Genomic DNA, 14,403 nt, shown 5'->3' with positions numbered 1-14,403 from the left:
AATTTGTAAAATAAATAGGTTAAATAGTTACTCAGGAGAATTTAATGAATCAAAATCATGACCAAGAAAAAAATAATCAAAAAATAAACGACCAAAATCAGTCTAATTTTTATAATTCAAAAAATTATGGCGCTAACAAATCTCATAATTCGCATTTTGCTTCCCGTGATCGCAAATATCAACACTATAGTAATTTTCAAAAACCAAATCACAGTCAAGATTTAAAAAATAACACCGCCAATCCATTTCAAGGAGATGACAGTCAAACATTTGTAGATCAAAAAGACATCGAAATTCAGGCCCAAAATAGCCCTCAATATGACCATCAATCAGAAAAATACGTTACTTATCAGCCTAATTATCTAAAATCACAGCAAAATTCACAAACAACTCAAGAACAAACAAAAGAGTCAAAAAATTTCCTGCAAAAAGTTACAAAACCAAAAAAATCTAACCAAATTAATTTTTCTTGACTTTTGCATGATGATGAAAATCAGTTTTTTTACTTTCTGTCTGACTCAAGAGCTGTGGCTGAAATTAGTGATTTAAATAAAAAAATGCAATATCGCGAAAAGCACTCAGCTTGAACTTCAAGTTTTTACCAACTTAATTCAGATATTTTTCAAAAACACGAAAAAAGAACCAAAAATAAAATAAATCCTGTTGAAAAACTTTGAAATAATATCTCTTTTACTGCAAAGTCAATTTATTATTCAATTTCAACCTTGTTAGTTTCGATGTTAATGCTTATTTTTTGATTATTTTTTGCCGGAATTAATAATTTTCAATTCTGACAGTATCTAGCATTTGTTGGCTCATTTGTGTTATTTTTAGTAATTATTCAAACTTTAATTTATTTTAATAACTTAAAAAACCGCAACAAGCCAAGGAAATTACTTTTTTATTATATTGCCGATTCAAGTTTTTTACTATTAAATTATATTGTAAGATTAATATTTTTACTTAGCCCGATTTTTAGTCATAAACTGATAGTTTTAAATGTTAATTCTGAAATAATTAGTCAAAATTTAGCCCAATTAAATCCTTATAGTCAAATTTTATATTATATTTTTTGGTTTCCAGCACTAAGTTATTTTTTTGGCCTTGGATTTTTTATAGTTATTAATTGATCTGAATTTGTTAAGAATTTTTGATTTACCTTTGCTATTTTTAAAATTTTATCTTATCAAAAATTAGCAAATGAATATAAAATAAGACATGATGATGAAAAGCTTGCTAAAAAATTGAAAGATAGATGGATTGAACTCTACAAAATAGGACGTCCATTAGGTAACTTTTTACATCCTTCTTTTATTTTTGCTTATAAGCAAATTAAATTAGACCCAAATCTTCCAATTGAAGAACAAGAAAAACTAGTAAATGATGTCCTCCAAATAGTAACTGAGGACGTGGCTAAATATCGCTAGTCCGAAAAAAAAAAAAAAATAAAAAAAAATTATCAAATCAAAAAAAATATGTTATAATTAAAAAGCTGCAACGGATCGGGGGGTTTGCAGAGCGGCCAAATGCGGGTGGCTGTAACCCACTTTCTTCGGATTCGGGGGTTCGAATCCCTCACCCCCCACCATTTTGCCCCATAGCCAAGCGGTAAGGCAACGGTTTTTGGTACCGTCATTCGTTAGTTCGAATCTAACTGGGGCAGCCAAATGTTAATTCACCATTTTTTTTTATTTATTTTATGAAACGACCTGAAAAGATAACGCCAAGTAGTGAAGATTTTGCAAAATGATATGTTGACGTTATAACTCAGGCGAATTTAATGAGTTACGGACCAATCAAAGGAACCCTTTACTTTAAACCTTTTGGATATTCAATTTGAACTAATATAACTAAAATAGTTGATGCATTTTTTGCTTCCCAAGGTGTAAAAAATGTTTATTTTCCGCTTCTTATACCTGAAAGTTTTATAGAAAAAGAAAAACAACATATTAAAGGTTTTGCGCCAGAATTATTAACAATAACTCATGTAGGCCAAAAAAAATTAGCCGAAAATATTTATATAAGACCAACTAGTGAGCTCCTTTTTGCTGATTATTTTAAAAATGAAATTGCTGCAAATAACATTTTACCGTTAAAATTAAATCAGTGAACTCAAGTTTTGAGATGAGAAAAAACTACTAATCCATTTTTAAGAAATACTGAATTTCTTTGGCAAGAAGGTCACACAATTCACTCAGATAAATTAGAGGCTCAAAATTTTACTAAAAAAATAGCTAAATATTATAAATTCTTTTTAGAAAATTATCTTGCTATACCAACAATATTTGGTAAAAAAACTAATCGAGAAAAGTTTGCCGGCGCTGTTACAACTTACACTATTGAATCAATGATGCAAAATTTCCGCGCGCTTCAAACAGCAACATCGCATTTTTTAGGCCAAAATTTTGCTAAAAATTTTGGAATTCAATTTAAAAATAACAAAAACGAATTTGAGACGCCATATCAAACATCTTGAGGGATTTCCACCCGTCTAATTGGCGCTCTTGTGATGGTTCACAGTGATGATAGTGGTTTAGTTTTGCCTCCAAAAATTGCCCCATATAAGGTAGACATTCTTGAGTTTTTTGCAAAAAAACATCCAGAAGTTAAAGATTTTTCAAAAAAAGTAGCTAGAATTCTTAAACAAAGAAAAATTAGCTATCAAATAGATGAATCAGATGAGCAAATTGGCTTTAAAATAAATAAGTCTGAAGTTTCTGGTTCACCAATTCGAATTGAAATTGGGCCAAATGATGTAAAGAAAAATCAAATTTGTCTTGTTCGCCGTGATAACCGCCAAAAAATTTATTTTAGCCTTGATGAATTAAAAGACAAATGCCCTAAAATTCTTGATGAAATTCAAAAAAACTTGTTTGAAAAAGCTAAAACTCGCATAATTGAAAACACAGTTTTTGTAACTTCGTATCAAGAACTTCAAACTGAAATACAAAAAGGCAAATTTGTTATTGCTCCTTTTGGTGAAAGCTCAGCAAAAGAGAAACAAATACAAGACGAAACTACCGCAACAGCTCGTTGTATTTTGCCAAAAAATTCAATATTTAATATACCACAAAGCGCTAATTCAATATTTAGCGGTAAAAAAACTACTAAATTTGTCTTATTTGCAAAATCTTATTAATTTTTTCTATTTATATATTGTAAAAAAGCAATAATGTGGTATCATTTATATAAAAAAAGGAGGTATTATGCCAATCTTTGATATTCACTCAACCGATGACATTAATCAAAAAATTTTAACAAGCAAAGCTGCAATTCTCGTATTTCACCAACCTGGATGCGGAGCCTGTGTTCTTTATGAACCTTCAATAGATCAAATGAACGATAAATATGGAGTAAATGGTCTAGTTATCATTAGAGTTAATGTGCGTGAAAATATTTTATTTGCGCGTGATAACCAAATCCATGGAACTCCAACAACATTATTTTATAAAGATCACAAACTTGTACATCGTCTTGAAGGTTATGTTCCTGCTGATGTATTAGAATCACAATTAAAACACTTTGAATTAATTTAATACTTAATTTAATACTTAATTTAATCTTCATAACTTAAAGATAAAAAAAGCAATTTCTCGAATGAAATTGCTTTTTTTATTATTTTAGAAATTATATTAAAAAGGTTTATAAGGTAAACTAATTGTTGCAAAGGAGTTATTTTTAGATTGAATTAGAATTCTATTAAATTTATAACCTTCTTGTAAGTCAGCTCGAAATTTATTTAATGAACTATTGAAATTGGTATCTACAACTTTTCTCTCGTTATTTTTGATAAATTCAGCTTTTAACTCAACATTTGCATTAGTGTTTATTCAATTTTTTAAAAGTTGGATTTGAGGATCAATTCAAAGCGCAGCATCTTGTTTAACTATCGCAATTTTTTTCTCAAACCAAAGGTCACCTTTTAAATCATCAGGGAATTGATCTTGCGAAATTTCTTCAGAGCTACCATTTTTAACAACTTTAATTTTTTTGAGCGATCACTTATAGTCGTATAGGAATTTTCCGGCTGTGTTAAAAATTGCAGTTGAATTATTTATACTTGCATTAACTTCGGCAGTCATTGGCAGAGTAATAGCTGGATCATCGCTTTTGCCTTCAAAATGGGCCACTACTTCTGTTGCACCTTTGAATTTGTCATTTTTAATAGTAAAAACATGATTACCATTTACGTCAAAGCTTAGACTTGACCCTAATTTGTCAGCGATTTTTGCGCTCATCTGTTGGAGTTTTTGACCTTCTTTTTCCCCCTCGTTTGTTTGGCTAACGCCACAACTTGTTGCTACTAAAAAAACAATAGGGGTCGAAAGGATAAATAAATTTCTTAATTTTGTTAGCTTGCGCGCCATTTACACCTCTTATTTTGTTTAATATTTTAATATTACAAATTATACCATTTTTCTTAATATTTTCTAGGAATCTGACAAAAATATTAAAAATTTACAAAAAATTATAAATTTTAATTTTTTAAAAAAAATCACCTGAGTTTGACAATTTGATGGCAAAAATTCACTTTTTAGTAAATACAAATATGCAAAATACCGCTAAATCCGGGTTTTTTGACCTAAAATTTTAATTTTTATAATTTCAAAATCAAGCTTTTGCAAAAAAAAAAAAAAAATGTTTGGTCAAGAATAAAGTTATGTTATAATAATTCTCACTTAAGAATAATTAATAAATTTGAATTTTAGAATTAAGGGGGAATTAGTTATGTTTTTGTCATAAAAAAATCACAAAATGCGAATTATCCATTATATTTTTAAATATGATGGAATGCCTTAAATTTAACCGTTTAGAAATCTATAAATTTAGGACTTTTGGTTATTGTTCTTTCAAAACTTCATATGTTTTTTTAGGCTCGCTACAAATAAAAACGAGTTTTCTATTTGCATTGAGTTTAAATAGTAGTTGTATTTTTTTATGGTTTTTGTTATTTTATCTATAAATTGATTTTTGCCAGTGTTTTAAAATAGGTAATTAACTTTTAAAAAAAACCAAAATCAAAAGGAAAATGATTTTGGTTTTAAAGAAGAAAAATTAGTCTGTAAAGTTTAGTTTTACTTAATTATTAAGGATTCATGATCCATGTCAGGATGTTTTTTGATATTTAAATAATCAAGAACTGTTGGGGCAATATTTGCCAATCTTCCGTTTTTTAATTTCAAACTTTTATCACTTGAAATTAACATAACGGGAAATACGGTATGTTTTGTTGAGGGTTTATTATTTTCATCCTCAGTAAGTTCGGCATTACCATGGTCGGCTGTAATGAAAAAATGAAAATTATTTTCTTTTGCTCAGCTGTGAATTCGACCAATTTGTGAATCTAAAATTTCAACCGCTTTTATAGTTGCTTTTAAGTTTCCTGTATGTCCGACCATATCTGGATTTGCAAAGTTGACGATAATAAGGTCATAATTTTGCCCAACTTGAATTAATTTATCAGTAATTTCGACAGCCGACATTTGCGGATAATCAGCATAAGACTCAACTTTTAATGAATCGACAAGAATTCGGTCAGAATTTTTTAATTCAAGTTCTACGCCACCGTCAACAAAGAAAGTTACATGGGCATATTTTTGCGTTTCAGCGAGTCGAAGTTGTTTTAATCCTGCCTCATCTGCTACTTTTCCAAGTGGATTTTTGACTTTCATTTCCTCAAAAGCAATATCGCAATTTATCCCTTCATATTTCATCATTGACACAAAAGTGTCGATTTTTACAGGATATTTTGGTTTAAAAGTATATAAATCTGTTTGCAAAATTAAATGTGAAAGTTGTCTTGCGCGATCAGGTCGAAAATTGAAAAAAATAACACCATGATTGTCGTTAAGAAAATCATTTTTATTAACCTGCAAATTTATTGCCGGTTGTAAAAATTCGTCGCTAATTCCTTTTTCATATTGAGAATCAACATAATCAATTGGATTTGTGAAGGTATTTTCGGCTTTTCCGCGAATAGAATTGTATCCTAATTCAACACGGTCAAACATTTTATCACGATCCATTGAATAAAAACGACCAGAAATTGAAGCAATTTTGTAATTTTCAAAATTTTTTAATTTCTTTATTAATAAATTAAGATTTGGCTTAATTGATTCAGGTGCAACATCTCTTCCATCACCAAAAAGGTGCAAATTAAGTTTTTTGACACCAAATTCGGCCGCAAAATCAATTAGGGCAAAAAGGTGATCTTGATGTGAGTGAACGCCTCCTGGAGAAAAAAGTCCCATAATTTGCACTGGCGTATCAGTTTTGATACTATGCTCAAAAACCTTAATAAATTTTTCATTTTTGAAAAACTCACCGGTTTTTAAAGCATTATTTATAATTGAAATTCCTGTATAGACAATAAATCCAGCCCCGATATTTAAATGGCCAACTTCTGAATTTCCCATTTGTCCTTCAGGTAGTCCAACTTCTTGACCCGATGCGGCGATCAAACTATTTGGATAATTGTCAAAAAGGTGGTCAAAAACCGGTGTTTTTGCAAGTGCAAAACCGTTTCCTTGACTTTCTGGACGCAATCCAAGGCCGTCAATAATAATTAAAATAACTCTTTTTTTCATTATTTCCTACTTTTTAGCGTTTTTTACTGATCGCATAACCGCTCTAATTTGTGCCTCAGATGGTTTTCGACCCATTTGCATGTACATTGCGCGAATCATGCCTTCTGTTATTGGTGGATTTTCACGAATTTGTTTTTCAAACATTTTTTTTGAGACTATTAAGGCAATCACGCCGCCAATAATAAATAAAATAATTCCAACACCAATAGTTATGCCAATTCAACCACCAAGACCTACTCCGCCAGCTGTGCCGACATTTGAGATAATTTGTTCTGAATTTTCTTGAAATAATTTAGCTATTTTTTCCATTTTTTTCCTTTAGTTTCGTATAGACTTTATCAGTAATGCTAAAATGTAATTTTACATTTTCTTCAAGGAAAATTGTCCCGTATTTCTGAATTTGCCCGAGACAAAAATTAACAATTTTTTCAATTTGATTTGAACCAGCCGGAAAAATTGCTTTTCATTTTTCTTGCCGTTTGTTGAATTTTTGACTTAAGGCATGTTTTGCAATTATTGAAGCAGCTCCAACTTGTTTAATTTTTGTGTCGGCTTTTTTTTCCAAAATTAAGGGATATTTTTCAAAATTTCATGGCTCAATGTTGAAAAATTTACTTATTTTAGCAAGATATTGACTAAATTTTTGTGCCGAGACAAAACCATCAATAAAAATTTTATCAATTGGAACATCTTTAAAAATTAAAGTCAGTTCTCTAAGCACTTTAAAATATAAAAAAGCTTTGATTTCATGCGAGTTTAGTCCTTTTTGGATTAGATCATTATAGTCTTTCATCTCTAAAGAGATAAATTTATAAGTAATTTTTTGGTCCAAAATTTCAAAAAGTTCACTAATTTTTTTTTCATTTAAAAGTTTTGAATCAACAATTTCTTCAATAAGTTGCCCTTCAATTTCTGACTGGCGAAAAACAGCGCAGCAAACAGTTAAATTTGTAAAATACTCGCCAACGCCAACCTCATCACAGCCAATTACTAAATCATCAACCTGATATAATTCCGGTTTAAACAAGATCATCTTCCTTCAAATTGATAATTTCTTTTTTGAGTTTTTCGGTTACTTTATTTCTATTGAGTTTTCATTCAACAAAATTAATAATGATAATTGGATATTTTTTTTGTTGAATGAATTTGATTGCATCAAAATATTCAATATACTCTTTAGGTTTGCGATATTCTAGTGAGTCTAAATAAATTCCAAGTAAAAATTTGCCTTGATCAAAAATAGCAACATCAATTTGCTCGGTTCCGACAACATAGTTGGTTTTTAGCTCTAAACTTGGAAAAAGTCCTAAAAATTCTTCGGCAAATTCTTGCTGAAAATCAGCAAAAAAGCTTGATTTTGCAACATTTTTTAACTCTGAAAGTGAAAGTTGTACTTTATTTTTACGTGAATAATTTATTTGTGACTGAACATCAAGATCCAAGAAATTAATTCAAGATTTAAAAATTTCTAGATCGTCAGAGTTAGAAGTATTTTGAATTTCATCAGCATTTATTGACTTGCAAATTATCATTTTTTGACGCGCACGAGAGGTAGCAACATTTAGGGCGTTTTTTCCACCTTTTCGCGCTATATAAGTTGAACCAAATTTTGCACTTTGATCGTAGGCGACTGAGACAATTACTAAATCAGCCTCATCTCCTTGAATATTTTCAAGACTATTTACAATAATTTTATCAGTATAAATTAATTTTTCAATTTCTGGATAGGATTCAAAAATTATTTTCTCAATTGCATTTTGCTGATTTTTATTAAAGGCCAAAATTATCATTGTCGAAAACTTGTTGATATTTTTTTGGGCAATATCAACAACTGCTTTTGCCTCAACAATATTTTGCTGACCGTCTCACTGACCATTAACATTATGAACTTCAATTACATCATTGCCTTCAAAATTATGATTATTGGCAATTTTAAGCTCTGAATCATAAAAATGACGGGAGTTAAAAGACATTAAGGAAGCATGATGTGAACGGTAATTTTTGTCTAACATAATGTTAAAAACACCTTTGGAATGGGCATATTCGAGAATTGATTCAATATTTGCAAAGGCATCATCTTCTGATTCATCATTCATTTTTGAAGCAAACCAACGAATTGGTTGCATTTGTTGGTGGTCACCAACAAGAACTTTAATTTTTCCGTAAAATAAAAGTGGGAGCGCTTCTTCTAAAAACATTTGTGAAGCTTCATCAATAATAATATAATCAAAATAACGTTTTTCAAACATTACAAGTTCAATGTCAGGAGTTGTAATAATAACTGGGAACAAAATCTTAATAATTTCAGCATGTTTTAGTAAGAATTTGTAAGGCGACATTTTCTTTTTTTGTTTAACGCTAAGTCTGAAGCGAGTATAGAGCTGTTGAAATTCAGGGTCATTATTTAATTTTGCTAAAACTTCAAAGACTTTTTTTGCATGGTAAATAAATAAAGCCTTATCATCAAGAACTTCAACTTTTGGTTTTTTTACAAATTTGAGAAAATTTTCGAGATTTTCAAAATTAGAAATTTCTAATTTTGAAATTTTGTTATAAATGTTTTCCAAATTATCATCATAATTAGTTAGGTTTTCAAGAATTAAGTCAATGTCTTGGCGAAGTTCATTAGAAGCCATATGCATTGCTTTTTCATAAATTTTTAATTTACGTTTGAGTTTGGACTCAATAATGTGTAATTTTAGACTAGTTTTTGAATGTGGTGATCTTTTTGGATTGATATTAATCGATTTATTTAGTTTAAAAAGAGTTTCAGCAATATTTAGTGCAAAGAAATTGTTAGCTTTTTCAATTGTTTTATAGGCATCAAGTGTATTTGTTAAAGTTTCAATTTTAGGGAAAATTTTTTCTAAAAGTTGTAAATATTGGCGATCATCATCGGAAAAAACTTTAATTTCTTTAAGCTTTGATTCCATATTGAAATTTTCAATATTTTCAATATACTCTTCAATTGGCTTGTAAAAATCTTTATAATTTTCCAATTTTTCATTAATAACAAAAAGACAGAAAAATGACATCATTTTTAGTCTTTTTCTTAAAACAACAAGGGCAATTTTTTTCTGCGAGCTAACAAGTGCGGTTCGATTTAGGGCAATAACATTTGAAATAATGTTTGCAATTGTCTGAGATTTTCCAGTTCCAGGAGGTCCTCAAATAATTGTGTTTTGTAAAATTGCCGAAATATGGGCGCAATCTTGGGTAAAGTTAGTTGGCTGAATTTTAAAAAATCCTGTAAATTTAGGTGAAAAAATTGATTTTTCAACATTGTTTCTGTATGTTGTTTTATTAATATCAACTTCAATTAAGTTGTGAATTTCACCAGTTTTGATCATTTTTTCCATGATTTGACGCTGATGTGATCCACCGATGTTGAAAAATCCTAGAACAACTCCAGGGTGAAAATGTATTGTATCTTCCGGAGTTGAGACATCTTTTGCAATTTTTCCTTCAATATTAGGAATTTCAAACTTATCATTATAAAATTTTTTAACATTTTCAATTACTTCTTCAATTGAAAATTCTGAAAAATCAAAGTCAAAATTAAAATCAATGTCAAGTTTCTTTAAAAATGCAAGAAGTTTATTATTTAGTTTTATATGTCCATCAGCATTAAGTCTTGGCACTGAATTTACAATTGTAACTTCACATTCTTTAACAAATAAAGGTCCAAAAAAACTTCGATCTTCAATTGACAAAGAAATATAACAAAATCCAATGTGCAAAGGTCAAACATTTCGATCTCTAAGAATATCATAAGCTTTTTTGATCAAACGTTTTCATTTTGCCAGACTTGTTTGTTTTTTATATGATATTTTATTTAATATGTCTTTTTTTGCTGACTGAAAATCAGAATTAAGCGCTCTTTGGGCAAGTGGGTTTAGTTTGTAGTCTGAATTTTTTAAGTATTCAATTAATTCATCTTTGTCATTAATTGATTCTATTTTTTCAATAAAATCATCAAATTCACTTGTTGTTAATGACACAGAAGAAATTGGCGAAGAGATTAATTTTCTAAGATCGCTAGTTTTTAGGGCAGAAAATAAATCAATATAATTTTCGTTGTCGATTCTTGTAAAAAGTGCTGAATCTGCACGTTCAATTGTGATTAAATTTGCTAGTAAACGCTCGTAGCTTAAATTTTGATTTGTACCAGTTGAATTTTGGGTTTCACGGGTATGGGTTCCAAATTTTTGCATTTTTTTATGTAATTTCCTTAGGATTTTTTAAACTGTTTTTAAACTTATTCAAAATTATTTATAGCTTTTCAAATAGCCTTAGATTTATTGCCAACTATTAAATTAATCTCGTTTAAACCAACAACAACGCCTGAAATCCCTTTTAATTTTCCAATTTCTTCAACATTGATGCCTTCAGTTGATTTTAATTTAATCTTTAATCTAGAAACTGTAAAATCACATGAGTCAATATTTTTAGTCCCGCCTAAAAACTTAACTAGATCATCAACTTTGAAACCGATTTTGTCATCAAAGGTGATTTCAGACTTTGTTTTATTATGTTTTTCTTTAATACGTTTAGCAAACAAACCAAAGCTAAAAATTTGCAAAAGAAAATAAATGATTTTGGAAATTAGCTTCATAATATCTTTTTAAATTATACTCATTTTCTAAAAAATTCATTATAATTATGCTAAAATTTTTTTGCTATGAAAAAAAGATTAGTAAGTGGAATAACTGCAACTGGAAACTTGACGATTGGTAATTTTCTCGGTTCGATAAAACCGAGTCTTTCGTTTCAAGATCAATATGAAAATTTTATTTTTGTCGCCGATCTTCATGCCCTTACTTTACCAATCGACCCAGAAAAATTAACCCAAAATCGGGCTAGTATTTTTGCATTTTATCTTGCATGTGGTTTTGATCCTGAAAAAACAGTATTATTTTTTCAATCTGATGTTAGTGCTCACAGTGAACTTTTTTGACTTTTACAATCCCAAACAACAATCGGCGAACTCTCAAGAATGACGCAATTTAAAGATAAATCTCGCCAAAAACAGGAAAATAATACCGAAAAAGTTCCAACAGGTTTACTAACTTATCCAATTTTAATGGCTGCAGATATTCTTTTATATAATCCTGATTTTGTAACCGTTGGCGCTGATCAATTACAGCATTTAGAACTTACACGAAAAATTGCTCATCGTTTTAACAAAATTTATAAGACAGATTTTGTCATTCCTAAGGCAATAATTTCCCAAAATGCCCAAAAAATAATGTCACTTACTGATCCAACCAAAAAAATGTCTAAATCAACAAGTCAAAAAAACTCGGCAATTTTTTTAAGTGATTCGCCTCAAGAAGCCTATAATAAAATTCAAAAAGCAAAAACTGATTCTGAAAATAAAATTTATTTTAGTCAAGAAAAGCCTGGGATCAATAATCTTTTGAATATTTATATGGGCTTTACTGATAAAACTCAAGAAGAAACTCTTAATTTTTTTCAAGATCAATCCTATAAGTTTTTGAAGGAAACAGTCGGAACAATCGTTGCTAATTTTCTCGAAGGTTTACAAAAAAAACACCAAAAAATGTTACAATTTGTTGATAATTTTGCAAAAAATGGGGCGAAAAAAGCAAATCAAATAGCAAATTCAAATTTAAAAACAATAAAACAAAAAATGGGGCTTTAACTCATGGAATTAAAAATTGATTATGAACTCAATCATTCTACCTCTCATCTTTTAGCGCTTGCAATAAAAACGCTTTTCCCAAATGTAAAATTAGGAATTGGTCCTGTTTATGATGATGGTTTTTATTATGATTTTGATCTAGAAACTCCACTTTCTGAGTCAGATTTTGGAAAAATTGAAAAATTAATGAAAAAATTAGTTTCAAAAAATTTAAGAATTGTTCAAACAGAAGGTAACAATCTTGATTTTCAAAGTCAAATTTACAAACAAGAGCTAAAATCTGATCTTGAAAACAAATCGGAAAAAGTGACCTATTTTTCAATTGTTGACCAACAAAACAATATACTTTTTGAGGATCTTTGTGCTGGAAGACATCTTGAGAGTCTGAATCAAATAAAAAATTTTAAACTCCTAAAAATTGCAGGTGCCTATTGACGTGGAAATTCAAAAAATAAGCAGCTCACAAGAATTTATGGTACAAGTTGAGATTCAAAGGAAAATCTTGAAAAATTTGTTCAAATTTTACAAGAAAGACAAGAAAGAGATCACCGCCGGATTGGTTCAAAGCTAAAACTTTTTAGTTTTAGCCATTATTTTGGACTTGGTTTCCCAGTTTGACTTGAAAACGGGATGAAAATTCATAACAAAATTAGGCAAAAAATACTAGAATTTGACCGAAATTACGGTTTTAGAGAAGTTTTAACCCCTCATTTTGGTCACCAAAGCCTTTATGAAATTTCAGGGCACTTACAACATTATAAAGATGACATGTTTTCGCCAATTAAAGTTGAAGATGAAGCACTTATTCCGCGACCAATGACTTGTCCACACCATATAATTTTATTTTCTGAGCAACATTTTAGTTATCGGAATTTGCCTTTTAGAGTTTCAGAGCAATCTAGATTATATCGTTATGAAAAATCAGGCGCACTTTCAGGTTTAGAGCGAGTTCGAGCAATGGATTTAACTGAAGGGCATATTTTTGTCACAAAAAAGCAAATTTTTAGCGAAATTAGCCACCTTTTTAAGATGATTCAAGAAGTGCTTGATTTTTTCAAAATAAAAGTTTTTTATATTTCTTTTTCAAAAAGAGACCCACAAAACAAAGAAAAATTTTTCCAAGATGATTTAATGTGGAATCAAGCCGAGAATGATTTAAAGCAATTTCTTGATCAAAACAACGTAGAATATGTTGAAAAAATCGGTGAAGCTGCTTTTTATGGCCCAAAAATCGACTTTCAAATTAAGACAGCATTAAATAAAGAGGTCACAATTTCGACTTTACAGCTAGATTTTCTCTTGCCACAAAAATTTGGAATTAGTTTTACTAACGAATTTAATCAAAAAGAAACTCCAATATTGATTCACCGTGGCCTGATTGGAACTTATGAGCGATTTATTGCAATTTTATTAGAACAAACTAAGGGAAAATTGCCATTTTGACTCTCACCAAAGCAAATTATCGTGATTCCCGTTGGTGAAAAACATTATGAATATAGTAAAAAAATCCATGAAATACTTTTTAATTTAGGGTATAATTCTGAAATTGATTTAAGATCTGAACGAATTACACGTAAAATTCGTGAAGCAAATTTACAAAAAACTGCTTTTCAGATAATTATAGGTGATGAAGAAATAGCAAAAAACGAAATTACTTATCGCGAATTTGGTTCACAAGAATCTTTTAAAATTTCATTAGTTGACTTTATTGAATTGCTAAAAAACCGCGAAAAAAATGTATAAAAAAATAACAAAAATTCCGGATTTTGTTTTTGCATTAATTGTAATTTTTATTCCAATTAGCTTAATTTATATATTTTTTTCGCCTGATTTTTGGCAAAAAGAGATAATTTCATATTGAATTTTAGCCATTATTGGGATTTTAAATTTTTTTGTCTGTTTTTTTGCGTCATTAATTTTAACTAGGCTAAAAGTGGTTGATTTTTCTTTTATTTTTTATTATACTGTTATTTTATTTTCATTAACTTTTTTACTGCTTACCTATCCACTTAATTCAACAAGAGCTTTGCTAATTTTACGTGTTATTTTAGTTTTAATTTCAATTTTTTTAATTATTCCGTCTTTGATTATCAAAAAGAAAATTGCTAACCGTTTATATAAAAACAAACTAAAATCAACCAATAAATAGCG

General features: G+C 29.2%; 12 protein-coding genes and 2 tRNA genes. 8 read left to right on the top strand and 6 right to left on the bottom strand.

Annotated elements, in window-relative coordinates; all coding sequences use genetic code 4:
* Positions 1 to 44 precede the first annotated feature (44 nt).
* The 5 genes from V3255_RS02100 (at position 45) to V3255_RS02080 (ending at position 3,536) form a co-directional block, all read left to right on the top strand.
* A complete protein-coding gene (locus tag V3255_RS02100) occupies positions 45 to 1,427 on the top strand; it encodes a hypothetical protein (RefSeq protein ID WP_341516206.1) in 1,383 nt (460 codons plus the stop codon).
* A gap of 77 nt (positions 1,428 to 1,504) precedes the next feature.
* A tRNA-Tyr gene (locus tag V3255_RS02095) sits at positions 1,505 to 1,588 on the top strand.
* Between the two features lie 3 nt (positions 1,589 to 1,591).
* A tRNA-Gln gene (locus tag V3255_RS02090) sits at positions 1,592 to 1,666 on the top strand.
* A gap of 33 nt (positions 1,667 to 1,699) precedes the next feature.
* Entirely contained in the window at positions 1,700 to 3,139 is a 1,440-nt protein-coding gene (proS, locus tag V3255_RS02085) for a proline--tRNA ligase (protein ID WP_333503854.1), read from the top strand.
* A 67-nt stretch (positions 3,140 to 3,206) separates the two neighbouring features.
* Positions 3,207 to 3,536 carry a thioredoxin family protein gene (locus V3255_RS02080; protein ID WP_044284236.1) on the top strand — a complete coding sequence of 110 codons (330 nt, stop codon included), beginning with the start codon at positions 3,207 to 3,209 and terminating at the stop codon, positions 3,534 to 3,536.
* 96 nt (positions 3,537 to 3,632) lie between these two features.
* Here the strand turns inward: V3255_RS02080 and V3255_RS02075 are convergent, their stop codons facing one another.
* The 6 genes from V3255_RS02075 to V3255_RS02050 form a co-directional block, all read right to left on the bottom strand.
* A complete protein-coding gene (locus V3255_RS02075) occupies positions 3,633 to 4,367 on the bottom strand; it encodes a hypothetical protein (protein WP_337898923.1) in 735 nt (244 codons plus the stop codon).
* A 708-nt stretch (positions 4,368 to 5,075) separates the two neighbouring features.
* Positions 5,076 to 6,587, bottom strand: a complete 1,512-nt coding sequence (gene gpmI / locus V3255_RS02070) for a 2,3-bisphosphoglycerate-independent phosphoglycerate mutase (protein ID WP_333503834.1) — start codon at positions 6,585 to 6,587, stop codon at positions 5,076 to 5,078.
* Between the two features lie 6 nt (positions 6,588 to 6,593).
* Positions 6,594 to 6,896 carry a YneF family protein gene (locus V3255_RS02065; RefSeq protein WP_080684852.1) on the bottom strand — a complete coding sequence of 101 codons (303 nt, stop codon included), beginning with the start codon at positions 6,894 to 6,896 and terminating at the stop codon, positions 6,594 to 6,596.
* On the bottom strand, positions 6,880 to 7,620 hold the full coding sequence (locus V3255_RS02060) for a ribonuclease HIII (RefSeq protein ID WP_333503833.1): 741 nt from the start codon (positions 7,618 to 7,620) through the stop codon (positions 6,880 to 6,882). Before V3255_RS02060 ends, V3255_RS02065 begins: the two co-directional genes overlap by 17 nt.
* The gene (locus V3255_RS02055) at positions 7,607 to 10,801 is read right to left on the bottom strand and encodes an ATP-binding protein (RefSeq protein ID WP_333503832.1); all 3,195 of its coding nucleotides are present in this window, start codon (positions 10,799 to 10,801) and stop codon (positions 7,607 to 7,609) included. The genes V3255_RS02060 and V3255_RS02055 overlap by 14 nt, the downstream gene beginning before the upstream one ends.
* A 44-nt stretch (positions 10,802 to 10,845) precedes the next feature.
* Entirely contained in the window at positions 10,846 to 11,202 is a 357-nt protein-coding gene (locus V3255_RS02050; protein ID WP_044284230.1) for a PTS transporter subunit EIIB, read from the bottom strand.
* A 66-nt stretch (positions 11,203 to 11,268) separates the two neighbouring features.
* Between V3255_RS02050 and trpS the strand changes: the two genes are divergently transcribed.
* Genes trpS through V3255_RS02035 form a run of 3 tightly spaced genes read left to right on the top strand, consistent with a single transcriptional unit; the run spans position 11,269 to position 14,401 of the window.
* Positions 11,269 to 12,252, top strand: coding sequence for a tryptophan--tRNA ligase (gene trpS, locus V3255_RS02045; RefSeq protein WP_333503831.1), 984 nt, complete (start codon positions 11,269 to 11,271; stop codon positions 12,250 to 12,252).
* 3 nt (positions 12,253 to 12,255) lie between these two features.
* Positions 12,256 to 13,995 (top strand): threonine--tRNA ligase, encoded by a 1,740-nt coding sequence (gene thrS / locus V3255_RS02040; RefSeq protein ID WP_333503830.1) that lies wholly within the window; start codon positions 12,256 to 12,258, stop codon positions 13,993 to 13,995.
* Positions 13,988 to 14,401 (top strand): MAG3450 family membrane protein, encoded by a 414-nt coding sequence (locus tag V3255_RS02035; RefSeq protein ID WP_252262641.1) that lies wholly within the window; start codon positions 13,988 to 13,990, stop codon positions 14,399 to 14,401. Before thrS ends, V3255_RS02035 begins: the two co-directional genes overlap by 8 nt.
* Positions 14,402 to 14,403 lie beyond the last annotated feature (2 nt).

Source organism: Mesomycoplasma ovipneumoniae, assembly GCF_038095975.1.
GTDB classification, from domain to species: Bacteria; Bacillota_I; Bacilli_A; order Mycoplasmatales; family Metamycoplasmataceae; genus Mesomycoplasma; species Mesomycoplasma ovipneumoniae_C.
The sequence above is the reverse complement of the archived record's forward strand: the minus strand, read 5'-3'. Positions and strand labels throughout refer to the sequence as shown.